Origin of the sequence: Salinactinospora qingdaonensis (assembly GCF_039539445.1) — a bacterium.
In the GTDB taxonomy this organism is placed as follows: Bacteria; Actinomycetota; Actinomycetes; order Streptosporangiales; family Streptosporangiaceae; genus Salinactinospora; species Salinactinospora qingdaonensis.
Genome location: NZ_BAABDD010000033.1, coordinates 1 through 26,942 on the forward strand (window position 1 = coordinate 1; position 26,942 = coordinate 26,942).

Consider the following 26,942-nt stretch of genomic DNA (forward strand, 5'->3'; position numbering starts at 1 on the left):
GGACATGGTCGTCCAGATGGACATAGAGTGCGGTCAGAAGGGCGTCCAGGTTTTTGGTCACACATCGATCATGGGCGCCCTTCGCCATGTCCGCGACCGGCCACAAGATTCCCATCAACGATCTAGGCGTGGGCAACACCCTGACGCGGACCAGCCAAATCGCGATAGCCCGTATCTCGGGGCGGGGTGCCCTAGCGCCGCGCCCCACGGGAGTTCACCCCACTACTGAGGGCGGACTGTACTTGAGGCGGGCGCCCTAGGCGTGGGCAACACCCTGACGCGGACCAGCCAAATCGCGATAGCCCGTATCTCGGGGCGGGGTGCCCTAGCGCCGCGCCCCACGGGAGTTCACCCCACTACTGAGGGCGGACTGTACTTGAGGCGGGCGCCCTAGGCGTGGGCAACACCCTGACGCGGACCAGCCAAATCGCGATAGCCCGTATCCGGGGGCGGGGTGCCCTAGCCTGGCGCCGTGCTGCGAGAGGGCGCCCCTTTGCCACGGGGCGCTGCTACGTCGAGGCCGGTACCCATGTGGAGCACGGCGGCTGCCCCCTGCCGCGGCGTGGCGGGGCCTGTCGCGAGCCCCGAGGCGGGGGTGGCTCAGGAGCACGGCTTTCAACGCGGCGCAGCGGGCACGCCTGCCGCTAGACCCGAGGCGGGGGTGGCTCAGGAGCGCGGCTTTCAACGCGGCGCAGCGGGCACGCCTGCCGCTAGACCCGAGGTGGGGGATGTCACCCGCTGTTGCGTTTCGAGCTACAGCAGCGTTCCTTCACGCTGAGGGCTACTCGTAGCGCTTCACACACCCCGGAGCCACCGTGCCCCCACACTCTTCCCACCTCACCCCCGCCACCGCGCCCCCTTCAGGCTGCCGAGATCGCGCAGCGATCGAGGCACGAACGAACAGCACCCTCTCCACCCCCGGACAAGCAACAGCCCCCAACCCACCCGCCAAGACCGCCGGGACCACGCAACGATCAACGCACGAGCCAACGCCACCCACCCCGATTGATGCCCCCTAGAGACCCACACCGCCGGCCCTCGCTGCCCTCGTCACCCACCCCGCCCCAGCGGGGCAGTACCGATTCGGCACGCACCACCCACCCACCGCCCTCGCGGCCGGTCGACACCGGATAGCCCTGACCGGCCGCCCCCGACAAAGACCACCCCTTTCCCCACCGTCTCGGCCTCTACTGCCCCTCACAGCCCCCGTCATGAGCTACAGCCCTGCCGATGGTGCCGACTGGGCTGCGCAGGGTCCGAACTACGGGCCGGTGGGGGCGAAGGGAGCCCGGCGTTCCTCGGGCTTGAGCAGGCGGGTCGTGCTTGCCGGCAGCGCCATGCCGGCCACACCGACGATGGCGTAGGGCAACTGACCGGGCGCCAGCGCTCCCAAGAAGCCACTGATGTTGGCGCGCGGCTCGCGTAGGAAGTGGCGCATGCTGGGGTGGGCGTGCGGCACGTTCCACCCCACGGCCAGCAGTCCGACCAGTGCTGCCGTCCCTAGCCACAGCCACGTCCGCGTCCCCTCGCTAAGGCCGGTGAACCAACTCTCGGCCATGCGTAGGGACGCGAGCGCGTAAGCACCACCGTCCTCGGGAGGCGCCGTGACCGCCGTAGCCGTCACCGCGGCCCACGGCACCAGTACCACCGCCAGGGACGCCGCCGTCGTGACCGCGACGGCTCCCGTGGCCGCCCCCAACCGTGCCGACAACCACTCCTCGACGGCGCCCAACTCGGCGACGGGAGGCATCCTGCGCCATGGCCGGCCGTTGGCTCGGGCGGCTCCCATCGCGTACTCGCGGCGCTGGCGCAGGAAACGCCAGGTGCGGCAGAGCGTGGCCGGCCCTCGAGAGGCCGCGACGATCATGAGAGTGAACTCGTGCAGCATCGCTGACGCAGCCTCGGCGAGCGTCACTGGGAAACGCGCCCAGGCGAGACCGTAGCGGCGGAACAAGGGGACGATGTCGCCGGGAATCCGCACCCTGACTCGCACGGCCCGCGTGTGGGCGCGCCGCACCAGCCCTGCCAGCGGCGGGCGTCCAGGCAGGGGCGGAGTGACGTCGGCGGCGGTACGAGTCAGCCGGTAGTCCATGACCACCGCCACCACGAGCAGCACCAGCAGCAGCCCCACGGTGGCGGCGCCACGACCGTAGAGGCCGAAGACGACGGCGGTGAGAGTGGTGGGCTGCAAGCCTGCCAGCATCGCGTTGAAGGCCAGGTGCTCCAGTGCGGCGGCGCCCAGCGCCAGCGGGGGGAGGAGCCACAGCCACGCCCCGTAGACGCGGCTTCCCACAACGGCCAGCCCCAGCGCCGCGCCGACGAGTCCTGTGATGACGGCGTGCCCGGAAAAGTGAACCCCCGCTCCGGGCACGTCGATCCCGCCGGGCAAGAACGTGAACATCCCCTGGGCGGGGGTGAAGGCGAGCCCTTGGGCGCCGGCGGGCAGGATTTGCAGCGCCTGTTCGGCGAGTTGGAAGCCGGCACCTGAGGCGGCAGCCAGCAGGAGGAAGTCAACGGCGGCGAAACGCTGGAACCGGCGGCGCGCCACCAGCCACAGCAGCACCATGGGGGCGAGCTTGCCGATCTCTTCGACGGGAACGGCGATGTAGGCGTAAGCGAGGGGGGAATCGGCGGACAGGCCGACGGCGGCGGCGAGGGCGAGTTCGGCCGCGACGATGGGGACGGTGACGAGGGCTCCGGCGAGCAGGGCCCGCATTAGGGCCGCGAAGCCGACGGTGCGGGAGCGTGACAGCCATGCGAGCTGCACGAGTAGCCACAGCATGGTCACGGTTAGCGCTAGGACGGCCGGGGCTGCGGGGACGAGGACGGCAGCGGGGATGAGGAGGGCCACGGTGATCCACCCCCACATGCCGCGGGCTGTGCGCAGCGCCGACACTGTGCGTGGAGCGTTGCGCCGCAGCGAATCGATGCTGGTGGTGAACCGTTCGGCGAGGTCAGGACCGGGGCCGCGCTCCTTGCGGGAGTGGCGCCCTCCCAGTTCAAGACAGTCGTAGCGGTGGGCGGCGCGGATGAGGTCGCTGTCGTGTTCTTCGCGCGCCTCGCGGGCGAAGTCGGCCCGAGCCGCAGCGATGTCGCGTCCGACGAGTTCGCGCACGAAGACCTCCGGGCCGGCCGCCACGGTCAGGGTGGTGGCGGTGACCAGTACGGCGGCGGAGGTGTCTTCGACGGCGATGAGAAAATCGGTGGGCGTGTCCCCCCAGCCGCGGATGACATCGACCAGCGCGTCGGTGTCAGCGGCTACGTCGGTCACCGGCTCGTAGGCGTACTGGCCGCTGGTGCGGCACATGAGCAGCCGCTGAACGCCCAAGGCACGGCCGGCGGCGACGATGGCATCGACCAGGTCGGTGTCGCGTGGCGCTGTAAAGGGGACGACGATCTTGCGTTCGCTGCGAATCCACTGCTGGTCGAATTCGGTGGCGGTGGCGCAGAGGCGCAACACGAGATCGCGCGTGAGCATGGCCTGCTCGTCCATAGCCCTCGTTAACTCTCTTGGCTGCTGTCGGGGGAGGAGGGACATCGCCCGTTAGCCGCGCTGCCAACGGGACCGGGGGATGCCTACGCTATCGCGATCGGGGCTGGAGCAGCGGCTCAGTGACGTACTGTCGTCTGTTGGCGGTCGGTGCGCCGGCGGAGGCCACGGGGGCGAGTAGCGGGGCGTGGGCGGGCGCCGGGCGGGCCTTGCCAGGGACGCTGTTTCCGGCGCTCAGGTGCCCGGCAGGGTCAACTCGGCGTGTACGGCGCGGTGATCGGTGCCGGGAAGGGGATACACCCTGGTTTCGTCGACCTTTACCCGGGAGTCGACGAGAATGTGGTCGATGGTCACGCCGGGCAGACCGCCGTCTTGGGGCCAGGTGGGGCTCCAGCCGCGCCCGGCGGCGCCGGCTGCGTCGACGTAGCCGGAGGCGATCAGGTCACGCAGGTGGCCGTGGTCGAGTGTGGCATTGAAGTCGCCTGCGAGAATCCGCGCTGTGGCCTCGGGGGTGGCCTCGGGAAGCGCCGCCAGCGACTCTTCCCATTCGTCGACCGTGACCGGGCCGGTGGGCGGGACCGGATGGGCCGATACGACTTCCAGGGGAGCGGCTCCGGGCACCCGGAGGGCCGCGCGGGGCATGGCGAAGTGCTGCGCGGTGGAACCACCGACGCTCGTGAGGGGGTAGCGGGAGTAGATGCCGCCGCCGGCGGCGCCGGAACGCTCCTCAAGAAGCGCGTAGCCGAGCGTCTCGCCGAGTCCGGCCTGGTCAAGGTCGGCCACAGCCTCGGGAGTGAGTTCCTGCACGCTGAGGACATCGATGTGGGTCTGACGCACCAGCTCCACGACCGTGCCGGGGTCGGCTTCGCCGAAGTAGAGGTTGATCGTCATCACCCGTAGCTGGGGGCCAGTGGGGGCAGGGTCGGGCTGCGGAGCGGCGACGGCACGGGGCAGCACGGCGACGACGAGAGAGGCGGCCACCGCCACAGCTACGGCTGCGGCACCCCAGCGGCGGAGGAGCAGGGCGACCGCCACCGGCACGATAGCGGTGGCCGCCACGTAGGGGGTGAAGGCCAGGGCGGGCACGAGCGGGTAGCCCGTCTCCAAACCGAACCAGCGGATCACGGCCCACACCGCCCACGGGAGAACCACAACCGCGGCCAGCACGGATCGTCGGCGGCGGATGAGCCCCCCACCGCTAGGGCTGCTCTGACTCACGTACGCTCCTCTAGTTCTGACCTCTCGCCCCCAGATGCGCGCCACGATTCGGATACGCACTCTAGCCACGCTGATCGTTCCCACTCGTTCCCCCGCACCGGTGACCGGGTGGCGGGGGAACGAGTGGGAACGATCAGCTCGACAGGCTCGGCTGGGGCCGCGCCAGAGCCCAGGCAGCCACCGGTAGGGTCAAACCGCGGGTATGGGCCGAGGAGGAGAGTGAAGGGCACGGGTGCAGACTGACGTTCGCATCGCTTCGGGGATTGTCCTCCCCGAGGTCGACCATCGCCGGTGGGTTGTCGGCGCGGTGATCCTCGACGGCCACGGACGCGCGTTCGCGCAGCGACGCGCGCCGCACCGGCGGATCTTCCCTGACTCGTGGGACATCGTGGGCGGTCATGTCGAACCCGGCGAGACGATCGTCGCCGCGCTGCGGCGCGAGATCGCAGAGGAGACCGGCTGGCAGCTTACCGAGATCGTCGCCGATCTGGGCAGCCTCGACTGGACCCCCGACGACGGCGTGGTGCGCCACGAGGTCGACTATCTCGTGCGCGTGGCCGGTGACCTCGACGCGCCCGCCTTGGAGTGGGACAAGCACACCGAATTCGCTTGGGTCGAGGAGAGTGACCTGGGTCTGCTCGCCGACCCCAACGACCCCGACCACACCTTCGTAGCCGACATCGTGGCGTTGGGGCTCAGTCGCGCTCGCGAGCTATCCGGGTGACTTCGTCGATAGCCAGCGGGAGGGCAGCGTACAGCGCCGAAGCTGACACCGGGGCGCCGTCGTAGGCGATCCGAGCGGCCAGACCGTGGACGAACGCGCCGCACATCGCCGCCTCACGCACGCTGAGCCCGCCGGCGAGCAACGCTCCGATGCTGCCGGAGAGGACATCACCGGTGCCGGCTGTGGCCAGCAGCGGGGTTCCGGTGGGGTTGACCACCGCTGGAGCGTGCGGCTGCGCGATAACGGTCGTGGACCCCTTGAGTAGCACCGTGCAGTCGTACTCGGCCGCCGCCTGGGTCGCGTATTCCAGGCGGTGCTGCTCGATCTTGGCGCGTTCGGCGCCGGGAAGCAGCCGGGCAAGCTCGCCGGCGTGCGGCGTGAGCAGCGTGGGGGCGGTTCGTTCGCTCACCATGCCGGGATATGTGGCCAGCAGGTTGAGACCGTCGGCGTCGACGACCACCGGCAGGTCCGTGGCGAGGATGGTCTCCAGCTCGACGGTGGCCGCCGGGTGGAGTCCTCGCCCTGGCCCCACGACCCATGCTGCGACGCGCTGGGGAAGGCCGGCTACGGGATCGGTGGGCTCCAGCAGTGAGACGACACTTTCGGGCCAATGGCCCACGACCTCGGCGGCGACCCGTTCCTGGCCGACATAGCGCACCATCCCCACCCCGGTGCGCAGCGCTCCCCCCACGGTCAGCACCGCGGCGCCGCGGTAGCGGTCCCCGCCCGCGGCGACCGCCAGCAGGCCCCGACTGTACTTATTGGACTCGGCGCCCGGCCGCGGCAGCAACGCGGCGACGTCGGCGGCGTGCGGGCTCACCGCGCGCGGCTGCCCCAGATAGGGAGCGAGCCCGATGTCGACGAACTCCACTACCCCGGCGTGCTCGGCGCCGGGGTCGATGAACAGGCCGGGCTTGTGGGCGCCGAAGGTGACGGTGACGTCGGCGCGCACCGCTGTTCCGGTGACCGTGCCGGTGTCGGCGTCGATACCGCTGGGCAGGTCCACGGCGACAACAGGCGCGTCGGCCTCGGCGGCGCGGGCGGCCAGCGTGGCGTGCGGCTCGCGCAGACCCCCACGGCCCCCGATCCCGAGCAGACCGTCGACGACCAGATCAGCGGCGGCGAACTCGGCGGGGGCGGCGTCGGCGGCCACGGCCCGTCCACCGGCTGCGCGCAGGGCGGCCAGTCCGGCCTGGTGGGTGTGCGTGCCGACGAGGACCGCGCGCACGCCGGCTCCCCGGCGCGCGAGCCGAGCGCCGGCGAAGAGCGCGTCGCCGCCGTTATCGCCACTTCCCACGAGCAGCACCACGCGCGAGCCGTACACGCGCGGGAGTAGCCGCGCGCAGACGGCGGCCAGCCCCGCTGCCGCTCTGCCCATCAGCGTGCCCTCGGGCAGTTGCGCCATGAGCGTGTGCTCAGCCGAACGGACGCTCTCCACTTCGTGTGCGTACCGCACGCGGCACCTCCCGGTTGATGTGAGCTAGCCTGCCGAGGCTTAAGGGGCATCCTCGTGAGCATGCCCTAACCGATGGGCGAAGGCCACCCGAAAGCACCGGCGTGGCGGCGCTGCACAAGCATCGGCGTGGCCCGCCACCCCGGTCGTGGGACTGTACCGCAGCGGGCTGGGGGCGGCGCTCGGTGACGCGGGCGGCTGCTCCGAATGGCGGCTCATGGACAGGCGCCCTGCCCTCGCCCAGCCCCAGACTCCTTCGCCACGCCCCAGCCCGGGCACGCCCCGCCGCCTCGTAGCAGTCCTCTGCCGCCCTTGGTGTCGGGAGGAAGGCGGCGAGCCGCACCAGCCGCGCGGCCCCAGTTCGGCCGCGAGCGCTGGCGGGAGCGCGCCAGCTCCGGAATGGGCGACGACCACGGGAGCGACCGGGGGCTGGCCGGACTGGCGCGTGACTTGCTCCCCGGCGATGCGGGTGTGGGAGCGCGCGGTCAGGTCCGGCTGGTCGGTGGGCAGGTCGGGGACCGCGACCCGGTGGCCCTGTTCCCGCAACTGGCTAGCGAGCCGTTCCCAGCCCGATCGTGCCTGTGTGGTCCCATGCGTCAACACCACGCCCATATCGCCCCCTAACGGTGTTTATACGGCACAGCTCCGCCGGCCCACAGTGGATTATGGACACAACGGCAACCGGACACGGTCGTGAACGGAACTCGCGTACGGTCGAGAGAACACTTTTTCATCCGCAGTCGAACCGCGCGTGTCCTTCGCCCCGATTGCCGTGTCCCGCACGGAAACCCACGATTCCAGGTAGTAGATCCTCGAAAAACGACAGCAGCACAGGATTCCGCCATGACTTCCACCGACGACCGCATCGCCCCCACCGAGGCCGGTCTCACCGACCGTGTCACGCTCCTGCAAAACGCCATGCACCGACTCGGCGCGGACGTCATCAGGCTACAGACGCAACTGACCGAACTGGCGGGAGACAACCACCCCCAAGCCACCGAGTCCCAGGGGGCGCCCCCGTTCATCTTCAACATGACGCCCGATGCCTACCGGGCCGAACTCTCCGCACTCATCACCTGGGTCAATGAGTTTCTGCTGCCCGTCTACCTCGGAGCGTCGGCGGTGTGGTGCCCGGTGTGGTGGCAGCACCACGAGGCGGTGGGACGGCTGCACGCGCTGCGGCTGTCCTATACCGAGCTCACCGACACCGCTACCGCGGGACCTTCCGGTCCGGGAGTATGGCACCGCGACCACCTCGACCCGACGTTGGCGCGCCTGACCTCGCCCGACGGTCCCTTCGCCGAGTGCCATGCGCGCTCGGGCCATGTCGAGCGCAGCCGGGCGGCGCGCGGGTGAACGGCGACGGTCGGCTCAACCGGCGATGAGATGAGGGACGAACGACGAGGTCTCGTCGGTGATCGGCCCGGAGGTCTCCCGAATGCTCAAACCGGCGGCCTCGTCGCCGACCAGCCACACCCCCAGCACGGGATGCTGCCCCTCGAACTCGGGCAGCGGCTGGAATTGCTGGAAGACACAGCTTTCTGTGCCGTGCTCGCCCGGCGCCGAAGCGGATCGCCCAGGGGAAGTCACGATGGTGGCGCCCTCACCTTCCTTGCCGAGCAGCGGTTTGACGACATAGGACGTCAGCGAGCCGGGGCCGGTCAGGTAGGCGGGCAGCAAGTTGGGGTGATCCGGATACATCTCCCACAGGATCGCCAACAGGGCTTTGTTGGAGAGCAGCATCTTCCAGATCGGCTCCACCCACACCATGGTCGACAGGCTCCGGGTGACGAGCGGGCCGAAACGGTCGTGGACCAGCCATTCCCAGGGGTAGAGCTTGAAGATCGCGGTAATCGTCCGTTCCTCGAGGTCGACGAATTCGCGGGCCGTGTGATCCCAGCCCAGATCCTCAATAGCGACCTCGTGGGTCACCAGCCCCGCCTGACGCGCTGTCTCTTGCAGGTAGGCGGTGTTGAGCGCTTCCTCCCCGCTGTGGTCTTCGTTGCTCCAGGCGAAGTGCACCGGCCCCTCGGGAAGCCGGGGACGCAGTCGCGACCAGCGTGCGATGAGCCGTTCATGGAGGCTGTTCCACTGGTCCGCCGTTGGGAAACGGTCGCGCATCCAGTGCCATTGGATGATGGCCGACTCCACCAGTGAGGTGGGGGTGTCGGCGTTGTACTCCAACAGCTTGGGCGGGTGCACCCCGTCATAGCACAGGTCGAACCGGCCGTAGACGTGGGGATCACCGCGCCGCCAGGAGTCGCGGACGACCGGTGCCACCCACTCGGGGATGCCGAAGTCGGCGTAACGGTCGTGGGTGAGCACGTAGTCGACGGCCTCCAGGCACATCGTGTGCAGGTTGCCGACATCGATCTCCAGCCGCCGGATTTCGTCGGCGCCAAAGGTGTAGTGGACGGACTCGTCCCAGTAAGGGCGAGGCAGGTGGGCCGACTGGACGGCGCGGTGAAACCCGAGCCCCTGTTGCTCCACCAGTTCCGCCCAGTTCGGGCGCACCGGACTGTTGCTGCTGCGGAGCACGGTACCGCTAACCGCCGATACCGCCGCCCCGGCCTCCCGCGCCGCCGCGCGAGATGACCGTGCCGCGCTGGGTGACGATCTTGATGCCGTCAGGACGCGCCGTAGAGCCGCCCTTCACCCGCGAACCGTTGAGGTTGCCGCCGTAGTAGAAGAAGTAGGCGCCCCCGCCGGTGCCGGAGACGCGGTCGTCGTCGCAACGGTCCTCATCGACAGTGCGGTAGGAACCGTCGGGATCGAGGCTGTCACTGTCGACACAGTAGGCGGTGACCGTCTCGTTGGAGCAACCGGCGATGGCTAACGACAAGGCGCTCACCGCGCCGATAACGACAGCCGGGGAACTGCGACGGCGCTCGGGGGGAGTCGTGTCTGGCGACAGCATGACGGTGCCCGGCCTCCTCATCTGATCGGATCGCGCAAGGCGAGCTCTTGGGGGCATTCCTACTGTGACGGATATCGCCGGTTCGGGGTTCCGCTCGCCCCGTGCCTCTGCCTCTAGCGCGACCGCATCCGGTCAGGTCTTGCGCAACCGGACCCTCCGCACCTGGTGGTCGCCCCCCTTGTGGAGGACAAGGGTGGCACGACCGCGGGTGGGAGCGATGTTTTCCACCAGATTGACCTCATTGATGGTCTGCCAGGTGCGCAGCGCGAACCCGCGTGCATCGGCCTCGTCAACGGTGGTGGCCATGTGGTGGAAGTAGGAGCGCGGGTCGGAGAACGCGGTGCGGCGCAACTCCAGGAACCGGTCAAGGTACCAGGATCGGATGTGCTCGACCTTAGCGTCGACATAGATGGAGAAGTCGAAGAAGTCGGCGACGGCAAGGCGTCCCGCCGAAGGCGGCTGGAGCACATTGATGCCCTCGACCACCAGGATGTCGGGCCGGCACACCACCTGGCGCTCATTGGGGAGGATGTCGTAGGCGAGGTGGGAGTAGACGGGGATCTCCTGCTCGGCGGCGCCGGCCTTCATCGCCGAGACGAACCGCACCAGCGCCCGCCGGTCGTAGCTTTCGGGGAACCCCTTGCGGTTCATGATCCCGCGCTCGGCCAGCACCGCGTTGGAATAGAGGAAGTTGTCGGTGCTGACCAACTCGACATGGGGGTGGTCGGGCCACTGCTCGAGCAACGCCTTGAGCAACCGAGCCGTGGTGGACTTGCCCACGGCCACACTCCCGGCCACACCGATGACGAAGGGACTGGGGCGGTCGTCATCGCCCAAGAAGGCCCGCACGGCGTTGTGCCGCTCCCGGGTGGCCTTCACATAGAGGTTGAGCAGCCGCGACAACGGTAGGTAGATGTCGCGCACCTCCGTGAGGGAGGTGGGGTCAGCCCGTCCGCGAAGCCGCTCAAGCTCCTGCTCGGTCAGTGACAGCGGCGTGGCGGCGCGCAGCGCCGCCCACGAGGGGCGATCAAGCTCCACATACGGCGTCGCTACGCCGTTTTTCGTCGGGTGAGACACGTTTGCCCACACTAGACGGTGGCCCTCGGCGGGAACTGAACCGGCCCGGGCCAGGCGCACGGTGTCGTCGGCCGCGGTATCGTACGGGAGGCGGCTCAGACATTTTCCGCATCCGCAACAGCGATGATGGGGCTGTCCTCGAAGGACGCCGTAGCCGGTATGGGCGGCGGCACGTCACTGTCACCTGGCCCTACCCAGCTACGGGAACCAATTGGTCTATACCTCGACCTGGAATGATGTGGATTGGGCCGGCGCCGTGTGAGGTTCGGTAAACCCGTCTCCAGCAGTTACGCTGACGCCCATGTGCGGAATAATCGGCTACGTCGGGCCGCAACCGGCGCTAGAGGTCGTGGTCGACGGCCTCGCGAGACTGGAGTACCGAGGGTACGATTCCGCGGGCGTCGCTGTTCTCAACGACAACAGGCTCGAAACCGAGAAACGCGCCGGGAAACTCGCCAACCTGCGCGGTGCACTTGAGCAGGGGCCCCGAACAGCCGACGGCATCGGCATCGGACACACTCGGTGGGCCACCCACGGTGCCCCCACCAACACCAACGCCCACCCCCACCTCGACAACGACGAGCGGGTGGCGGTCATCCACAACGGCATCATCGAGAATTTCGCCGCTCTCCGTCCCGAACTAGAAGAGCGCGGCTGCAAGTTCGTATCCGAAACCGACACCGAGGTGACGGCTCACCTGCTCAGCCAGGAGCTCAAAGACCGCGGCGACAACGACCTCGCTGCGGCGATGCGGGCGGTGTGCAAGCGGCTGGAGGGCGCCTTCACCCTCGTGGCGATGAGCGTCGACAACCCCGACCTCGTGGTGGCGGCTCGCCGTAACTCACCACTGGTCGTGGGCCGCGGCGAGGGAGAGAACTTCCTCGCCAGCGATGTCGCCGCCTTTATCGCCCACACCCGCAACGCCGTCGAACTGGGCCAGGACCAGGTGGTGGAGCTGCGCCGCGACTCGGTGACCATCACCGACTACGAGGGACTCCCCGCCCCGGTGCGCGAGTACCACGTCGACTGGGACGTCTCTGCCGCCGAGAAGGGCGGCCACGACTACTTCATGCTCAAGGAGATCGTCGAACAGCCGCGCGCGGTGGCCGACACCCTTCTGGGGCGAGTCGGCATCGACGGCACGCTCACCCTTGACGAGATGCGGCTCAGCCCCAGCGACCTGCGAGACATCGAAAAGATCGTCATCATCGCCTGTGGCACCTCCTACCACGCCGGCCTGATCGCCAAATACGCCATCGAGCACTGGTGCCGCATCCCCTGCGAAGTGGAGGTCGCCAGCGAGTTCCGCTACCGCGACCCCATCCTCAACCGCCAGACCCTCGTCATCGGCATCTCACAGTCCGGCGAGAGCATGGACACGCTGATGGCCACCCGCTACGCGCGCGAGCAGCGCGCTCGGGTTCTGGCCATCTGCAACGTCAACGGCTCCACGATCCCGCGCGAATCCGACGGTGTGCTCTACACGCACGCCGGCCCGGAAGTCGGAGTCGCCGCCACCAAAACCTTCCTGACCCAGCTCGCCGCGTGCTACCTCATCGGGCTCTACCTCGCCCAGGTACGCAACCTGAAGTTCGGCGACGAGATCAACGCGATCATCGCCCAACTCGCGCGCATGCCAGAACAGGTCGAGAAGGTTCTCGACACGGTCGAACCGGTGCGCCGTCTCGCGCGCTCCCTGTCCAACAGCACCACGGTGTTGTTCCTCGGCCGCCACGTGGGCTACCCCGTGGCCATGGAGGGCGCGCTCAAGCTCAAAGAGCTGGCCTACATGCACGCCGAGGCGTTCGCGGCCGGAGAGCTCAAACACGGCCCGATCGCGCTGATCGAGAACGGACTGCCCGTCGTGGTCGTGGTGCCCTCTCGAGAAGGGCGCGGCGTGCTCCACGACAAGATCGTGTCCAACATCCAAGAGATCCGCGCCCGAGGCGCTCGCACTATCGTCATCGCCGAAGAGGGGGACGAAGCCGTCCTCCCGTTCTCCGACGAACTGATCGAGGTGCCCGCGGTTCCCACTCTGTTGCAGCCGATCGTGGCGACCGTGCCGTTGCAGGTCTTCGCCTGCGAACTGGCATTGGCCAAAGGCAACGACGTGGACCAACCCCGCAACCTCGCCAAGAGCGTCACCGTGGAGTGAGACCTGCCCGGGGCCCTCGGGCGCCGGGCAGGCACCAACAATCACCGCCACACAGGCGAAGCCACCCCTGTGGGCGCACTCAGCCCAACGCCCGCCGCACGACGTCGGCCAGGTGGTCGGCGACCTCCTGGGCGTGAGACTCAGCCGTGGCCTCAACCATGACGCGAACCATCGGCTCGGTGCCACTGGGCCGGATCAGCACCCGGCCGGCCTCGCCCAAGTCGGCCTCCGCAGCCGCCACAGCCTCGGTCACCTCGGCCGACGTCGTGACCCTGCTCTTGTCGACGCCGCGCACGTTGACGAGAACCTGCGGCAGCCGGGTCATCACCTTCGCCAGCTCCGCCAATGACAAGCCGCGCCGGTTGACCGCACCGAGTAGCCGCAGGGCGGTGAGCAACCCGTCGCCGGTGGTGGCGTGCCCCAACAGGATCACGTGCCCCGACTGCTCGCCCCCCAACGAGTAGGAGCCCTCCCGCAGCGCCTCCAGCACGTAGCGGTCCCCCACGGGGGTCTCCACCACAGAGATTCCCGCGTCCTTCATAGCCAGCTTCAGCCCAAGGTTGGACATCACCGTGGTGACGAGCGTGTCCTGGGCCAACTCGCCGGCCTCGTGCAACTCAAGGGCGAGAATGGCCATGATCTGGTCGCCGTCCACGACAGTGCCGTCGGCAGCCACGGCAAGACACCGGTCAGCGTCGCCGTCGTGGGCGATCCCCGCGTCGGCGCCGTGCTCCAGGACCGCCTCTTGCAACCGGGACAGGTAGGTAGAACCGCAGTCCTCGTTGATGTTGAGGCCGTTGGGCTGGTCGGCGACGGGGACGACCTGAGCGCCCGCGCGACGCAGCGCCTCGGGAGCCACCCGCGCGGCTGCCCCATTGGCGCAGTCCACCACGATCCGCAGGCCGTCCAACTGGCACGGCAGCGAGGCGAGCAGGTGGCGCACGTAGCGCTCCGCCCCATCGGAGGTGTCGCTCACGCGCCCCACGTCGGCGCCGATGGCGTAGGCGTGTGCGCCTCCCAACCGCAGCTCGATCTCGTCCTCTACGGCGTCGGGCAGCTTCTGTCCACCGCGGCCGAAGAACTTGATCCCGTTGTCAGGAGCGGGATTATGGCTGGCGGAGAGCATGACGCCAAAGTCGGCGCCGAGCTCGTCCGTCAGATGAGCCACAGCCGGAGTCGGCAACACCCCCAGCCGGATCACGTCCACCCCTGCGCCGGCCAGCCCCGCGACCACAGCCGATTCCAAGAACTCTCCAGACGCCCTGGGGTCGCGCCCCACCACCGCCAGTGGGCGCGGACCAACGCACTCGCCGTCAGTGAACACCTGCGCGGCGGCGATGGAGAGATCCAGCGCGAGCGACGCCGTGAGGTCACGACCGGCGACCCCTCGGACCCCGTCAGTACCAAACAGTCGAGCCACGAACCATTCGCCCCTTCAATCGATACCAAGACAGCCGCCGCGCCCGCAGTGATAGGCGAGCCAAGGCGGCCGGCACCAAACAGCGGATATCCAACTCACAGACAGCATGCCTGCTGATTCACGCGAATACCGCACACGCGGGGGATGGCACCAACGTGCCGCGCGGACGGCGCCCGAAAACAGCTATGGCCCGCTCTGGCCACCAGTTTTGACGAAAACAGGCGGCCGGCGGGCCGTAGCCGGAACGGCCGGTACACACCGGCCGAGATAGCGGCGAGATTACCGCTTGGAGTACTGCGGGGCCTTGCGGGCCTTCTTGAGACCGGCCTTCTTCCGCTCGACCTTACGGTCATCGCGGGTAAGGTAACCGGCCTTCTTCAGGATGGGACGGTTGTTCTCGACGTCCAGACCGGCGAGGGCACGGGCGAGGCCGTGACGCAGCGCACCGGCCTGACCGCTGGTGCCGCCACCGTTGAGGCGGGCGAAAACATCGTAGGCGTCGGCGATTCCAAGGGCGACCAACGGCTCCCTGATGAGCTGCTGGTGGACCTTGTCAGGGAAGCATTCCTCCAGCGACTTGCCGTTGACCTTCCACTCGCCGGAGCCCGGAGTGATACGGACACGAGCGATGGCCTTCTTACGGCGACCAGTGCCCGCTCCAGGGCCGGACGCGGTAGGAACGTACCCCGGGCTTACCGGCTCGGGACTCTCACTGGTGTACTCAGCGGGAAAGTCCTCGGGGTTGTCCTCAACCGACACGTCCTCGTTGACGGCTTCGATGCCGTTGGGCTCGACCACGGTTCTCCTCGTACTTCCTTCTACGTCTCGCTAACGCCTAGGCGGGCTGTCCGGGCTTGGCGATCTCGAACGGCACCGGCTGCTGCGCCTGGTGCGGGTGCTCCGGGCCCGCGTAGACCTTGAGCTTCTTGACCATCTTGCGGCCGAGTGAGTTCTTCGGCAGCATGCCCTTGACGGCCTTCTCGATGGCCCGCTCGGGGTTCTTGGCGATCAGCTCGCCATAGGCGACAGAGCGCAGACCGCCGGGGTAACCGGAGTGTCGGTAGGCCCGCTTCTGCTCCAGCTTGCGGCCGGTGAGCGCCACCTTCCCAGCATTGATGACGATGACGAAGTCACCGGTGTCGATGTGGGGCGCGTAGTACGGCTTGTGTTTGCCGCGGAGCAGGGTAGCGACGTGGCTGGCCAGCCGCCCGAGCACGACATCGCTGGCGTCGATGACGTGCCACTGACGCTGGACATCGTTGGGCTTGGGGCTGTATGTGCGCACGATCGTAAGCCTTCGTCTCGGTCGGCGGAATCCATCTCCACGGAACAGGAGATGGAGAACTCGTAATTGCTGGGCCGGACCGCCTCTCGGCGGATACACCCGGTGGTTGAGTGCGCAGAACGGTCATACCTCATCGGCACCCGACAAGAAGCACGTGGGAACCCACGAAAGCTCAACGCACAACGACGGAGCATTTTACCGACCGAACAGAGCCCAGGTCAAAATGGCCCGCGATCATACCGTTTGGCATCATGGCTTGACCAGTGGTCACAGCACGGCCGTCGATAGCTCCACTCCTAATTATGCCTTCTCGCCAGAGTGCTCACGCCACCACGCCGCCCCCACCCAAGATCAACTGGGCACATACCGTAGAAGACAGCGGTGGAGCAGCAGTCGAAAGAGCGGAAGGCCACGAGCGAACACAGGTTGGGTACGCCAGTGGTCACGAGTGACCGGAGCCACGAACGTCCCGCACCTGGCTCGGCGGAGGCGTCGGCAGGGCGGGCGAGACCGTGGACCCCGCAATCGCCCGTACCGCCCCTGGCTGACGCACCCGCTCCCTCCCACACAGGCCATGATGACGCTAGAGTCACCGAGAAGCACAGCGTTCAATCACGAACCGTCTGGGGCACGGTAGCGGAAAAGACCCCTCACCCTGGGCGCGCTCCCCAACGTCACCCTCCGAACCTGCTGCGACCCTCCCCTTGCCGCCCAGGGCGCCCCGCATACTCGCGCGATGACGTCGAGGAACAACCCGTGACACGTAACGATGACAGTTCGGGGTTTGTCCCCGCCTCCGACGATTCCGAGCCCGAACAGCTATCCTCACCCCACACGGCCTCCTTCGGCGATGACGCCGCGGCCAACGACTCCGAACAGTTGCCGTTCGCCGTACCGCCACCGCCGTATGCCATCGCCGATCCCGCCGATGACTGGCGAGACAGTGGAGAGCGATCGCGGGAGCATTGGGCGGCCCCCAGCGAGTCGCCTCTCTCACCACCGCCAGCAGGATCATCGCAGCCACACGGCCGGCACGCCGCCGCGCCCACCGACGCCTCCGGAGGCGAACACACCTCCGCCGGGGCCGGGGGCGCGAACCGGGAAGATGAAGTTGTCGTTTCGCCGCCCACGGATAACCTCCGGAGTTCTCCCATCGCACCGAATACCAACGACCCCCACGATGGTCGGGCCGAGCCCGGTCAGTCCGCTTCCTATCCCCCATACCCAGACCCTCCGTACCAAGACGGAGCAGAGCAGGGTATGGGCGGACCTGCCCAGGGGCCATGGAGCGGCCCACCTCCCCTAGGCTCGGAGGCACCCGGCCAGGCCGGGGCGCCGCCTAGCGGACCGTGGCAGTCTCCCCAACCGCCGCAGGGCCAGCAGCCGCCCCAGGGACCGGCGCCCGGCACCCCGTCCCCACCACCCGCCGAGGGGCAACGTCCCCCGCTGGCAGGGCCGCCTCCGGCCCAGGGGCCCGGGCAGCCACCGGCTGATTGGCACGGAGTGGGCACACAGGGACCCAGCGGGCAGCAGCCACCGCAGCCCCCGCCGCAGGAGAGCCCCAGCGGCCCGCACGGCGCCCCTCCCCCGCCACCTCCGCCGCCCCACCAGCCCTATCCACCGCAGGCCCCTCACAGCGGCGGCGAGCAGCCGTGGCAAGGAGCGGGCCCCCAAGGGCCGGCTACACCTCCGTCAGGACCGCAATACCCCCCGCACGGGCCTGCCGCCGGACCGAACTCGCCCTCCGGGGCTCAGCCGCCTTCCGGCGCCCCCGCCTACGGACCCCAGCAGGGCGGATACGGTCCGCAGCAGCCGCAGCACGCCCCGCCGCCAGGGCCAGGAGGGACACAAGCCGGGCCGCCGCACGGGCATGCGCCCGCCCCACCTCCCGGCCAGCACTCCCCCCACCCCTATCCGGGACCGCCGCAGGGACAGCCACCAGCCGGCTCGGGACAGCCGTCCCAGCCGCTCCCGGGTTACGGCGCTCCCCCGCCGGGCGGCCCCTCCGCTCTCCAAGGACGGGTCGTGCCTCCCGGAGGGAACGAGAATGCCGCAGCCCATGGACTGTTCCCGGGTGCACCTGGCGAGGCGGCGGCTCAGCCCCCCTACGGCGGCGATGCCGGCGCCACCCAGTCGATGCGCCCCGTCGACGACGGATCGGTGAACCCGCCCGGTAATGCTCCCGCGAACGACGCTTTCGACGGGCGGCCCATGTTCCGGGACGAAACCGTTGCGCCCGGCAAGAGCAACACCACTGCCGAGATCGACGTCTCCTCGTTCAAGAGCGCTTCCGGCTCGCCGCGCAGGCTCGACCGCAACCGGGCCGCCCTTATCGGCGCCGGTTTCCTCGCCCTGCTGGTTGCGGCCGGCGGCGCGGCATTCCTGTTCGCGATCCAGCCCGGCGGCTCTTCGGGCGAGTACGACGTCGCCCGGGTGTCCAACGAGTCGAACGACTCCGAGGCCCTGTCGATCAACGAACTCTTCGCCGCCGAGACCATCGAGGTCGGCGACGAGACGTTTACGCTGGCACAAACCGACGACACCGAAGAGTGCGCCACCACGACACACGGCGGCTACGGCGAGGTGCTCAACAACAACGATTGCCGCCAGGTCGTCAGGGCCTCCTACGTCAACGAGGACCAGACGCACGCGGTCACGGTCGGTGTGGCGGCTATGGCCAATGCCGAAGGCGCTCAGGCCGCCCAAGAAGGCCAAGACCTGGCCTCGGCCACCTGGTTCGCGGGACTGTCCGGCGAGGAGGGCAGCGGGGCGGAGAACCTCGACTACGCCGGAGGCCACGCCAGCGGCGCCGTCTGGGGGCGTTACCTGATCTTCTCCCTCGCTGCCAACAGCGACGGCCAGGCTCCCGCAAGCGAGGACACCGAACTGGCCGATATCAGTAAGGCGTTCGTCAACATTCCCTTGACCTCGCTGGGCGAGCGGGCCAAGGGCTGACGTCGCTGGGCACCGCGCGCGGTAACGCGCGGAAGAAAACGAAAAACGGGCGGGTGTCGTGGCGCCTTCCGCACGTGCAGTGCCACGACGCCCGCCCGTTTTGTCTCTCATCGCCCGGCCAGCGAGCCAAGAAGCAGGGCGGGAGGAGGATCGGCCCGCCTCGGAGCGGCCCGCACGGCGATACGAAGGACGGAAGAACCGCCGCGACCGATATGGAGCGCAGCCGGCCCCGCCGAGCGGACCAGGTTCTGATTTTCGAACGGCTGAGGTGGGGGCTGTGGGGTTCGTCGTGGGCTCGTGCCTCGATCGCTGCGCGATCTCGTCGGCCCATGGGGCGCCGGCGGACGCGCTCACCCGCTTTTCGCCCACCGCCCGCTCTCGCCGCCCTTTCCGAAAACAGAACCTAACCGCACTCCAGAGTGCGGACGCGGCGGGTGGCCTGGGCGCGGCTCGCTAGGTCGGCGTCCTCGGGATAGCGGATCTCCTCAAGACTGAGGCCATGGGGCGGAACCACGTACACAGCGGAGTCGCGCACGCCCCCCGCCAAAACCCGGCCCGGCCAGGCGATGTCGCGACGACCGTCGCCAACGGCGAGCAAGGCTCCGACGAGCGCGCGGACCATGTTGTGGCAGAAAGCGTCGGCCTGCACCGTGGCGGCGTAGAAATGGGGCTGCTCCATGCGCTCCCACGACAGCCGCTGGAGTTCGCGGATCGTCGTCGCCCCCTCGCGCTTGCGGCAGTAGGCGGCGAAATCGTGCTCTCCCAGGAGAGCGCCGGCGGCGGTGTTCATCCGCTCCACGTCAAGCGGTCGACGGTGCCACAGCACATCGTGACGGCGCAACGGATCGACCCCCCACGGGGCGTCACTGACCCGGTAGACATAGCGGCGAAACAGCGGTGAGAAGCGCGCGTCAAAGCCCTCGGGCGCCGGCGCCACCCCGTGGACCCGCAGGTCGCCCGGGAGCACGGCCGCCAAGCGGCGCGGCAGCCGCTCTCCCTCCACCTGCCACACCCGCTCAGGTAGGTCAAGGTGGGCGACCTGGCCCCGAGCGTGCACGCCGGCGTCTGTGCGGCCGGCCACCGTCAGCTTGGGTTCCTCGGGCAACCGCAGCACCCGCGCCAGGGCGGCCTGCAACTCACCTTGGACGGTGCGCCGCTGCGGCTGCTGGGCCCAGCCGGAGAATTCGGTGCCGTCATAGGCGATGTCCAGCCGTAGCCGCAGCGGTCGTTCCTCGCTCGTCGGCTCCCTTAACTCCACTCGCGCCAACGCCTCCTCACACCCCAAGAACGCAAAGCCCGAAAAAGCACGGGTGCCAGGTTCCCGCGGGAACCTGGCACCCGACGCCACAAGGCGGACTGCAAAGGTAGGGACTGAAGAGCCCTACGTCTCGTCCTTCTCCTCGGTCTCCTCAGTCTCGGCCTGCGCACCGGCCGCCTGCCCGCCGGCCTCCGCAGCCGCGGCCTCCTGCGCGGCTTGGGCGCCGCGCGTGGTGGCGGCGTTGGCCGGCAGGGCCTCCACCAGCTCGATCATGGCCATGGGGGCGTTGTCGCCCTTGCGCGGACCGATCTTGGTGATACGGGTGTAGCCGCCGTTGCGGTTCTCGTAGCGCGGGCCGATCTCGGTGAAGAGCTCGTGCACGACCCCCTTGTCGGAGATCTTGCGCAGCACGAGGCGACGAGCGTGCAGGTCACCGCGCTTGCCCAGGGTGATGAGCTTCTCGGCGTAGGGACGCAGCCGCTTGGCCTTCGCCTCGGTGGTCTTGATTCGACCGTGCTGGAACAGCGAGGCCGCCAGGTTCGCCAGCATGAGCTGCTCATGTGATGGGCCGGAACCTAGGCGAGGCCCCTTGGTCGGCGTGGGCATGGTTGTGGTTCTCCTCGTCGGTGGGACCCGCGTCCGTCACTCGGCCGTGGGTCTAAAACGTGCTACCGGCTAGAACTGCTCCGTCTCGACGTAGGACTCGTCGTCGTCCTCGGAGCCGTAAGAGTCGGCCGCGCTGGTGGGGTCGAACCCGGGCGGGGAGTCCTTGAGGGAGAGCCCCATGTCGACCAGCTTCTGCTTGACCTCTTCGATGGACTTCGCGCCGAAGTTCCTTATATCCAGCAGGTCCTGCTCGGAGCGGGCGACAAGCTCACCCACGGAGTGGATGCCCTCGCGCTTGAGGCAGTTGTAGGAGCGGACGGTGAGGTTGAGATCCTCGATGGGCAAAGCAAGGTCCGCGGCGAGGGCGGCGTCCGAGGGGGACGGCCCCATGTCGATGCCCTCGGCGTCGACGTTGAGCTCACGGGCCAGGCTGAACAGCTCCACGAGAGTCTTGCCGGCGCTGGCCACGGCGTCGCGGGCCCGGATCGCCGGCTTGGTCTCCACGTCCAGGATCAGCCGGTCGAAGTCGGTGCGCTGCTCCACACGGGTGGCTTCGACCTTGTAGGTGACACGCAGGACCGGCGAGTAGATCGAGTCGATCGGAATCCGGCCGATGTCTTGCCCTTGCTGCTTGTTTTGCGACGCGGAGACGTAACCGCGGCCACGCTCGACCGTCAGCTCCATCTCAAGTTTGCCCTTGCCGTTGAGAGTCGCGATGTGCAGCTCGGGGTTGTGGACCTCAACCCCGGCCGGCGGAGCGATGTCGGCAGCCGTGACCGTTCCCGGCCCCTGCTTGCGCAGGTACATCAGCACCGGCTCATCGTGTTCGGAGCTGACGACCAGCCCCTTGAGGTTGAGGATGATCTCGGTGACGTCTTCCTTGACGCCGGGCACGGTGGTGAACTCGTGCTCGACGCCCTCGATGCGGATGTTGGTCACAGCCGCACCCGGAATGGACGACAGCAGGGTACGACGCAGCGAGTTGCCGATCGTGTACCCGAATCCCGGCTCCAGCGGCTCGATCACGAACTTGGAGCGAAGGTCCGAGGTCGACTCTTCGGTGAGGGTTGGACGCTGAGCGATCAGCATGGCCATTCTTCCTTTCCCACGGCCGCCCGCTATTTGACGGCCACTGGTGGGGCTCCGCGGGCGCGAAGCCTCGTAATTACCCAATTCCCCGTGTGCCCAAAGGCATAGCGGGAACAGCGCGGCGAACGCCGCTTCGGGAGGGTTAGACCCGGCGGCGCTTAGGCGGACGGCAGCCGTTGTGCGGCACCGGCGTGACGTCCTGGATGGAACCGACTTCCAGGCCCGTGGCCTGGAGCGAACGGATGGCGGTCTCGCGGCCGGAGCCGGGCCCCTTGACGAACACGTCGACCTTGCGCACACCGTGTTCCTGGGCGCGGCGGGCAGCCGCCTCGGCTGCCATCTGCGCGGCGAACGGGGTGGACTTACGCGACCCCTTGAAGCCGACCTGTCCGGAACTCGCCCACGAGATCACGGCCCCAGCGGGGTCGGTGATGCTCACGATCGTGTTGTTGAACGTGCTCTTGATGTGAGCATGCCCGTGGGAAATATTCTTCTTTTCCTTGCGACGCACCTTACGCGCGGTGCTCTGGCGGCCCTTAGGCGGCATTGGCGAAAACTCCTGAGATCATCGGTCCGTTGGTGTTCCGGACGCGAACGAGAACGTCAGTCCGGACGGACTACTTCCTACCGGCCTTCTTCTTACCGGCCACGGTCTTCTTCTTCCCCTTGCGCGTGCGCGCGTTGGTCTGCGTGCGCTGGCCGTGCACAGGAAGGTTGCGGCGGTGCCGGATGCCTTGGTAGCTACCGATCTCCATCTTGCGCCGGATGTCGGCCTGAACCTCGCGACGGAGGTCACCTTCGACCTGATAGTTGGCGTCGATCCAGTCGCGCAGCTTGATCAACTGATCCTCGGTGAGCTGGTGCACGCGGGTCGAGGGGTCGACACCCGTATTTTGCAGGGTTTCGACGGCGCGCGTGTGGCCAACCCCGTAGAGATAGGTGAGAGCGATCTCCACCCGCTTGTCGCGGGGGAGATCGACGCCGGCAATACGTGCCATGTGGGCGATCTCCTTCGTGCTATGCGGAGGTCTTTCCCGCTCTCTTTCCTCTCATCGCCCAATCGACGAGGCCCCGGCCTCCGACCGGGGGTTATTCCCGAGGCGCCGCGTGGGAATCGAGAACGGGACTTAGCGTGACTTACAGGTCACAAGCGCTCGCTGCCCCTGTACAGGGGTACGCGCCGGATCGTACGGTCAAGAAGATGGGATCAGCCTTGGCGCTGCTTGTGCCGCGGATCAGAGCAGATGACCATGATCCGGCCGTTGCGGCGGATCACCCTGCACTTGGAACAGATCTTCTTGACGCTGGGCTTGACCTTCATGGTGGCTCCGGACTTCGTAGACACCGCACCCACGCCCGTGACCGGGCGGCCAACGCAGTGCGGCTACTTGTAGCGGTAAACGATGCGCCCGCGCGTGAGGTCGTACGGGCTCAGCTCAACGACGACCCGGTCGTCGGGAAGAATGCGGATGTAGTGCATTCGCATCTTGCCGCTGATGTGGGCAAGGACCTTGTGCCCGTTGTCGAGCTCCACTCGGAACATAGCGTTGGGTAGGGACTCGATAACGGAGCCCTCGATCTCGATGGCGCCGTCTTTCTTTGCCATGTCCTCCACGCTTCGTTCATCGACTAAGTTGACTCAAACCAACCCAACACGTCTCCAGCCGCCCCCCAGAGGTAACGCGGCCACTATTGGCGACAACACCTGGGAACGCGCCGTAAGAGATGGGCACGCTGGAAGATCAGGTCAACTGCAATAGCATACGCCAACGCGATGAACGGGCGCGAATGAAGGCAGACTGACCCAACAGCCCGCGTATGGGCTCTTCTATCTTAGCGTGTGTTGAGAGGCATCGAGGACAGTGCCCACACCCGGGCCGCCAAAGACGTTTCCGGATCAGCCTCCCCCGTCGAGACCTTCCCCAGAGCGGCGGACGAGCACCGTGCCGAGCGTGATGAAGGCCATGACGATTCCCCAGGGTACGGCAACCCACAAGAACCACGGATAGGTCGTGCCGCCGCTGCCCACCATAGCCAGCAGCCAGATCGCGAAACACAGCGCGTTGACCCCGCCCCACGTCATCCACGGGATCAGCAGCACCGGGTTCTGCGACAAGACGGCGAGTCCGCGAGGCTTACGGCTCTTAGCCGGGACACGGGGCAGCTCTGCGAGGTCCCACGCCGGCAGGTCGGACGTGAGTTGGTCGAGTTCACGGATACTGCGGGCTGTGTGGGCGCGCGCTATCCGACTGCTGAGTTCCTCGCTGTCGAGGCGGCCCTGCGCAAAGTGCTCCTGTAGTTGTTGGGCGACTCGGTCGCGATCGGCATCAGCGGCGCGGATCTCAGCCGAAGGCTCCGACATTGGCCTCACCATCCGCCCAGGAGTGTGCGCACCTACCGTGAACTGCTGCCGACCACCATCCTAGCCGAGCTAACCGGCGCGTCTTTGTCCGTGGAACCGGGCAAGCGGCACGGGAGGCTCACCCGTCATCACCCGTCAGGGTGGGGCCATCCCCGTTCCGCGATGGTGGCGAGGTTCTCGTCCCGGGCGGTGAGCACCCTCGGTCCGTCATCGGTGATGGCTACCGAATGCTCGAAGTGCGTCGACTTGCGGCCGTCTTGGGTCACCACGGTCCAGCCGTCGTCGAGCTGGGCCACGTGGCGCTGGCCCAGGTTCACCATGGGCTCGATCGCCAGGCACATGCCCCGTACGAGCCGGATGCCCTTGCGCTGGGTGGCGTAGTTGAGCACGTGCGGCTCCATGTGCATCTCGGTACCGATGCCGTGACCGCCGTACTCGTGCACGTTGCCGTAGCTGCCGCGAGAGTCGATGTAGCTCTCGATGGCGTGGCCGATGTCGGCGAGCCGGTTGCCGGGGAGCATGGCGGCGATGCCCTGCCACATCGCCTGCTCGCACACCTGCATAGCGGTGCGTTCCTCCTCGGTCACCTCGCCCACGGCCACGGTGATCGCGGAATCGCCGTGCCAGCCGTCGAGGATGGCGCCGCAGTCGATGGAGATGAGGTCGCCCTCACGCAGCACCTTGTCGCTACGCGGGATACCGTGGACCACTTCCTCGTTGACCGAGGCGCAGATGGAGCCGGGAAAGCCGTAGTAGCCCTTGAAGGACGGGACCGCTCCGGCTTCCCGGATGGAGTGCTCAGCAATAGCGTCGAGGTCGAGGGTGGTTATCCCCGGCCGTACCGCCGAACGGAGGGTGTCGAGCGTGCGGGCCACAATCTGGCCCGCCGCCCGCATCTTCGCGATCTCCGGCTCGGTTTTGACCTGAACCGAAGTTCTTGTTTTCGAGAAAACCATCACGTGGCGCGCAGCGCTGTCAGCGCCCGCTCGGTCACATCTTCGACGGCACCCGTGGCGTCGATCGTGGCGAGCAGACCTGCCTCGCTGTAGAAAGCCACCAAAGGCGCGGTCTGCTCGTGGTAGACGTCGAGACGGTGCCGAATGGTCTCCTCTCGATCGTCCTCACGCTGGAACAGCTCACCGCCGCACGTGTCGCACACGCCCGCCACCTTCGGGGGGTCGTAGTCAACGTGCTGCGCACGGCCACAGTCGCGGCAGATCCGCCGCCCCGACAGCCGTTTGACGACCTCTTCCTCGTCCACCTTGAGCTCAAGCACCACGTCGAGGCGCTTGCCCATGTCCCCGAGCATCTTGTCGAGGGTCTCGGCTTGGGCCACGTTGCGGGGGAAGCCGTCGAGCAGGAAGCCCGACAGCGCATCGGACTCAGCGAGGCGGTCGCGAACCATGGCGTTGGTGACCTCGTCGGGAACGAGATCCCCCCGATCCATGTAGCTCTTGGCCTGCTTGCCCAACTCCGTGCCCCCGCTGACGTTGGCACGGAAGATGTCGCCTGTAGACACCTTGGGAATCGACATCTCTGACGCCAGGATCTGAGCCTGGGTCCCCTTACCGGCACCCGGAGGGCCCACCAATACGGCACGCACTATCGCAGAAAACCTTCGTAGTTTCGCTGCTGGAGGTGACTCTCGATCTGCTTCACCGTGTCCAGCCCGACACCGACCATAATTAGGATGCTCGTGCCGCCGAAGGGGAAGTTCCCCCCAGCCCCGGAAGCTCCCAAGGCCAGCATCGGCAGCAGAGCGATCAGCCCCAGATACAGCGACCCGGGAGTCGTCAGCCGAGTGAGGACGTAGTCCAAGTACTCGGCGGTCGGACGCCCAGGACGGATACTGGGGATGAATCCACCGTACTTCTTCATGTTGTCGGCGACTTCAGTGGGGTTGAAGGTAATCGCGACGTAGAAGAACGCGAAGCCCACGATCAGGAGGAAGAAGGTGGCCATGTAGACCGCGTGACCGCCGTCGGCGGGGAAGTACGTTGCCAGGAAGTTGACCACGGGGTTGTCGGAGTCGCGACCGATGAGGCCGATAGCCAACTGTGGCAGGTACAGCAGCGAGGAGGCGAAAATCACGGGGATAATGCCCGCTTGGTTGACCTTCAAGGGGATATAAGTGGAACTGCCGCCGTACATCCGCCGGCCGACCATACGCTTGGCGTACTGAACCGGGATACGGCGCTGTGCCTGCTCCATGAAGACCACACCGGTGATAAGCACCAGGCCGGCGGCGCAGATGAGCGCGAAGACCCAACTGCTCTGCTCCTGCCAGATCCGCCCAATCGACGAGGGGAAGACCGCGATGACCTGCGTGAAGATCAGCAGCGACATGCCGTTGCCGACACCACGCTCGGTGATGAGCTCCCCGAGCCACATGATGACGCAGGTACCGGCCGTCATCACGAAGACCATCGTGACGAGGGTGACGACCCCTTGGTTGGGCAGGTAGTCCGAAGGCTGGCAGGTGGCGGTCTGGAAGAGCTGACCGGTTTGCGCCAGAGCGATGATACTGGTGGATTGCAGGACCGCCAGTGCCACGGTCAAGTACCGCGTGTATTGCGTGATCTTGGCCTGTCCCGCCTGGCCCTCCTTCTTCAGAGCCTCCAGCCGCGGGATCACCACCGTCATCAGGTTCAGGATGATGCTTGCGGTGATGTAGGGCATGATGCCCAACGCGAATACTGCAAGCTGGAGCAGGGCACCACCACTGAAGAGGTTGACCAGCGAGTAGATACCGGAGGAATCAGCGGCCTGTGCGTCTTGCACACACTGCTTGATCGCTGCGGTATTGACGCCCGGTGCGGGTATCACCGCTCCCAGGCGGAAGATGGTCAAAATGAAGATGGTGAACAGCAGCTTATTGCGCAGGTCGGGCGTGCGGAACGCCCGGATGAACGCACCTAGCACGTCTCCTCCTG

The 26,942-nt window shown here is 67.6% G+C and carries 24 protein-coding genes; 4 read left to right on the top strand and 20 right to left on the bottom strand.

The window, feature by feature from the left end; all coding sequences use genetic code 11:
- Nucleotides 1-1,261: 1,261 nt before the first annotated feature.
- Entirely contained in the window at nucleotides 1,262-3,493 is a 2,232-nt protein-coding gene (locus tag ABD848_RS21610) for a PrsW family glutamic-type intramembrane protease (protein WP_344975796.1), read from the bottom strand.
- 231 nt (nucleotides 3,494-3,724) lie between these two features.
- Nucleotides 3,725-4,708 carry an endonuclease/exonuclease/phosphatase family protein gene (locus ABD848_RS21615; protein WP_344975799.1) on the bottom strand — a complete coding sequence of 328 codons (984 nt, stop codon included), beginning with the start codon at nucleotides 4,706-4,708 and terminating at the stop codon, nucleotides 3,725-3,727.
- 232 nt (nucleotides 4,709-4,940) lie between these two features.
- Between ABD848_RS21615 and ABD848_RS21620 the strand changes: the two genes are divergently transcribed.
- Complete coding sequence (locus ABD848_RS21620) at nucleotides 4,941-5,432, top strand: NUDIX hydrolase (protein WP_344975802.1); 492 nt, start codon at nucleotides 4,941-4,943, stop codon at nucleotides 5,430-5,432.
- Here ABD848_RS21620 and ABD848_RS21625 read toward each other — a convergent pair.
- Nucleotides 5,404-6,888: an NAD(P)H-hydrate dehydratase gene (locus ABD848_RS21625; protein ID WP_344975805.1), complete on the bottom strand. Its 1,485-nt coding sequence runs from the start codon at nucleotides 6,886-6,888 to the stop codon at nucleotides 5,404-5,406. The genes ABD848_RS21620 and ABD848_RS21625 overlap by 29 nt on opposite strands.
- An 840-nt stretch (nucleotides 6,889-7,728) precedes the next feature.
- Here ABD848_RS21625 and ABD848_RS21630 point away from each other — a divergent pair.
- A complete protein-coding gene (locus ABD848_RS21630; protein ID WP_344975808.1) occupies nucleotides 7,729-8,241 on the top strand; it encodes a DUF4913 domain-containing protein in 513 nt (170 codons plus the stop codon).
- 15 nt (nucleotides 8,242-8,256) lie between these two features.
- Here the strand turns inward: ABD848_RS21630 and ABD848_RS21635 are convergent, their stop codons facing one another.
- The 3 genes from ABD848_RS21635 to coaA form a co-directional block, all read right to left on the bottom strand.
- Nucleotides 8,257-9,399: a glutathionylspermidine synthase family protein gene (locus tag ABD848_RS21635; protein WP_344975811.1), complete on the bottom strand. Its 1,143-nt coding sequence runs from the start codon at nucleotides 9,397-9,399 to the stop codon at nucleotides 8,257-8,259.
- A gap of 31 nt (nucleotides 9,400-9,430) precedes the next feature.
- The gene (locus ABD848_RS21640) at nucleotides 9,431-9,802 is read right to left on the bottom strand and encodes a hypothetical protein (RefSeq protein ID WP_344975814.1); all 372 of its coding nucleotides are present in this window, start codon (nucleotides 9,800-9,802) and stop codon (nucleotides 9,431-9,433) included.
- 132 nt (nucleotides 9,803-9,934) lie between these two features.
- Nucleotides 9,935-10,840: a type I pantothenate kinase gene (gene coaA / locus ABD848_RS21645; RefSeq protein WP_344975817.1), complete on the bottom strand. Its 906-nt coding sequence runs from the start codon at nucleotides 10,838-10,840 to the stop codon at nucleotides 9,935-9,937.
- 340 nt (nucleotides 10,841-11,180) lie between these two features.
- Between coaA and glmS the strand changes: the two genes are divergently transcribed.
- Nucleotides 11,181-13,034 (top strand): glutamine--fructose-6-phosphate transaminase (isomerizing), encoded by a 1,854-nt coding sequence (gene glmS / locus ABD848_RS21650; RefSeq protein ID WP_344975819.1) that lies wholly within the window; start codon nucleotides 11,181-11,183, stop codon nucleotides 13,032-13,034.
- A 79-nt stretch (nucleotides 13,035-13,113) separates the two neighbouring features.
- Here glmS and glmM read toward each other — a convergent pair whose 3' ends face one another.
- The 3 genes from glmM to rplM form a co-directional block, all read right to left on the bottom strand.
- Nucleotides 13,114-14,454, bottom strand: a complete 1,341-nt coding sequence (gene glmM, locus ABD848_RS21655) for a phosphoglucosamine mutase (RefSeq protein ID WP_344975822.1) — start codon at nucleotides 14,452-14,454, stop codon at nucleotides 13,114-13,116.
- A 279-nt stretch (nucleotides 14,455-14,733) separates the two neighbouring features.
- On the bottom strand, nucleotides 14,734-15,252 hold the full coding sequence (gene rpsI / locus ABD848_RS21660; protein ID WP_344975824.1) for a 30S ribosomal protein S9: 519 nt from the start codon (nucleotides 15,250-15,252) through the stop codon (nucleotides 14,734-14,736).
- A gap of 37 nt (nucleotides 15,253-15,289) precedes the next feature.
- Nucleotides 15,290-15,739, bottom strand: coding sequence for a 50S ribosomal protein L13 (rplM, locus tag ABD848_RS21665; RefSeq protein WP_344975827.1), 450 nt, complete (start codon nucleotides 15,737-15,739; stop codon nucleotides 15,290-15,292).
- Between the two features lie 2,025 nt (nucleotides 15,740-17,764).
- Here rplM and ABD848_RS21670 point away from each other — a divergent pair.
- Nucleotides 17,765-18,694 (top strand): hypothetical protein, encoded by a 930-nt coding sequence (locus ABD848_RS21670; protein WP_344975830.1) that lies wholly within the window; start codon nucleotides 17,765-17,767, stop codon nucleotides 18,692-18,694.
- 403 nt (nucleotides 18,695-19,097) lie between these two features.
- On the opposite strand, the gene truA is transcribed toward ABD848_RS21670, so the two are convergent.
- The 11 genes from truA to secY form a co-directional block, all read right to left on the bottom strand.
- Nucleotides 19,098-19,952: a tRNA pseudouridine(38-40) synthase TruA gene (gene truA / locus ABD848_RS21675; RefSeq protein WP_344975832.1), complete on the bottom strand. Its 855-nt coding sequence runs from the start codon at nucleotides 19,950-19,952 to the stop codon at nucleotides 19,098-19,100.
- 123 nt (nucleotides 19,953-20,075) lie between these two features.
- On the bottom strand, nucleotides 20,076-20,558 hold the full coding sequence (rplQ, locus tag ABD848_RS21680; RefSeq protein ID WP_344975835.1) for a 50S ribosomal protein L17: 483 nt from the start codon (nucleotides 20,556-20,558) through the stop codon (nucleotides 20,076-20,078).
- 69 nt (nucleotides 20,559-20,627) lie between these two features.
- Nucleotides 20,628-21,647, bottom strand: a complete 1,020-nt coding sequence (locus ABD848_RS21685) for a DNA-directed RNA polymerase subunit alpha (RefSeq protein ID WP_344975838.1) — start codon at nucleotides 21,645-21,647, stop codon at nucleotides 20,628-20,630.
- A gap of 142 nt (nucleotides 21,648-21,789) precedes the next feature.
- Nucleotides 21,790-22,194, bottom strand: a complete 405-nt coding sequence (gene rpsK, locus ABD848_RS21690; protein WP_344975841.1) for a 30S ribosomal protein S11 — start codon at nucleotides 22,192-22,194, stop codon at nucleotides 21,790-21,792.
- 70 nt (nucleotides 22,195-22,264) lie between these two features.
- Entirely contained in the window at nucleotides 22,265-22,645 is a 381-nt protein-coding gene (gene rpsM / locus ABD848_RS21695) for a 30S ribosomal protein S13 (protein ID WP_344975844.1), read from the bottom strand.
- Nucleotides 22,646-22,854: 209 nt separating this feature from the next.
- Nucleotides 22,855-22,968: a 50S ribosomal protein L36 gene (rpmJ, locus tag ABD848_RS21700; protein WP_344975846.1), complete on the bottom strand. Its 114-nt coding sequence runs from the start codon at nucleotides 22,966-22,968 to the stop codon at nucleotides 22,855-22,857.
- A 63-nt stretch (nucleotides 22,969-23,031) separates the two neighbouring features.
- On the bottom strand, nucleotides 23,032-23,253 hold the full coding sequence (gene infA, locus ABD848_RS21705) for a translation initiation factor IF-1 (RefSeq protein ID WP_017593374.1): 222 nt from the start codon (nucleotides 23,251-23,253) through the stop codon (nucleotides 23,032-23,034).
- A 291-nt stretch (nucleotides 23,254-23,544) separates the two neighbouring features.
- A complete protein-coding gene (locus ABD848_RS21710) occupies nucleotides 23,545-24,009 on the bottom strand; it encodes a DUF1707 domain-containing protein (RefSeq protein WP_344975850.1) in 465 nt (154 codons plus the stop codon).
- A 128-nt stretch (nucleotides 24,010-24,137) separates the two neighbouring features.
- Nucleotides 24,138-24,965 carry a type I methionyl aminopeptidase gene (map, locus tag ABD848_RS21715; protein ID WP_344975853.1) on the bottom strand — a complete coding sequence of 276 codons (828 nt, stop codon included), beginning with the start codon at nucleotides 24,963-24,965 and terminating at the stop codon, nucleotides 24,138-24,140.
- Complete coding sequence (locus ABD848_RS21720) at nucleotides 24,965-25,612, bottom strand: adenylate kinase (RefSeq protein ID WP_344975855.1); 648 nt, start codon at nucleotides 25,610-25,612, stop codon at nucleotides 24,965-24,967. The genes map and ABD848_RS21720 overlap by 1 nt, the downstream gene beginning before the upstream one ends.
- The gene (secY, locus tag ABD848_RS21725; RefSeq protein ID WP_344975858.1) at nucleotides 25,612-26,931 is read right to left on the bottom strand and encodes a preprotein translocase subunit SecY; all 1,320 of its coding nucleotides are present in this window, start codon (nucleotides 26,929-26,931) and stop codon (nucleotides 25,612-25,614) included. Before secY ends, ABD848_RS21720 begins: the two co-directional genes overlap by 1 nt.
- Nucleotides 26,932-26,942: the final 11 nt, after the last annotated feature.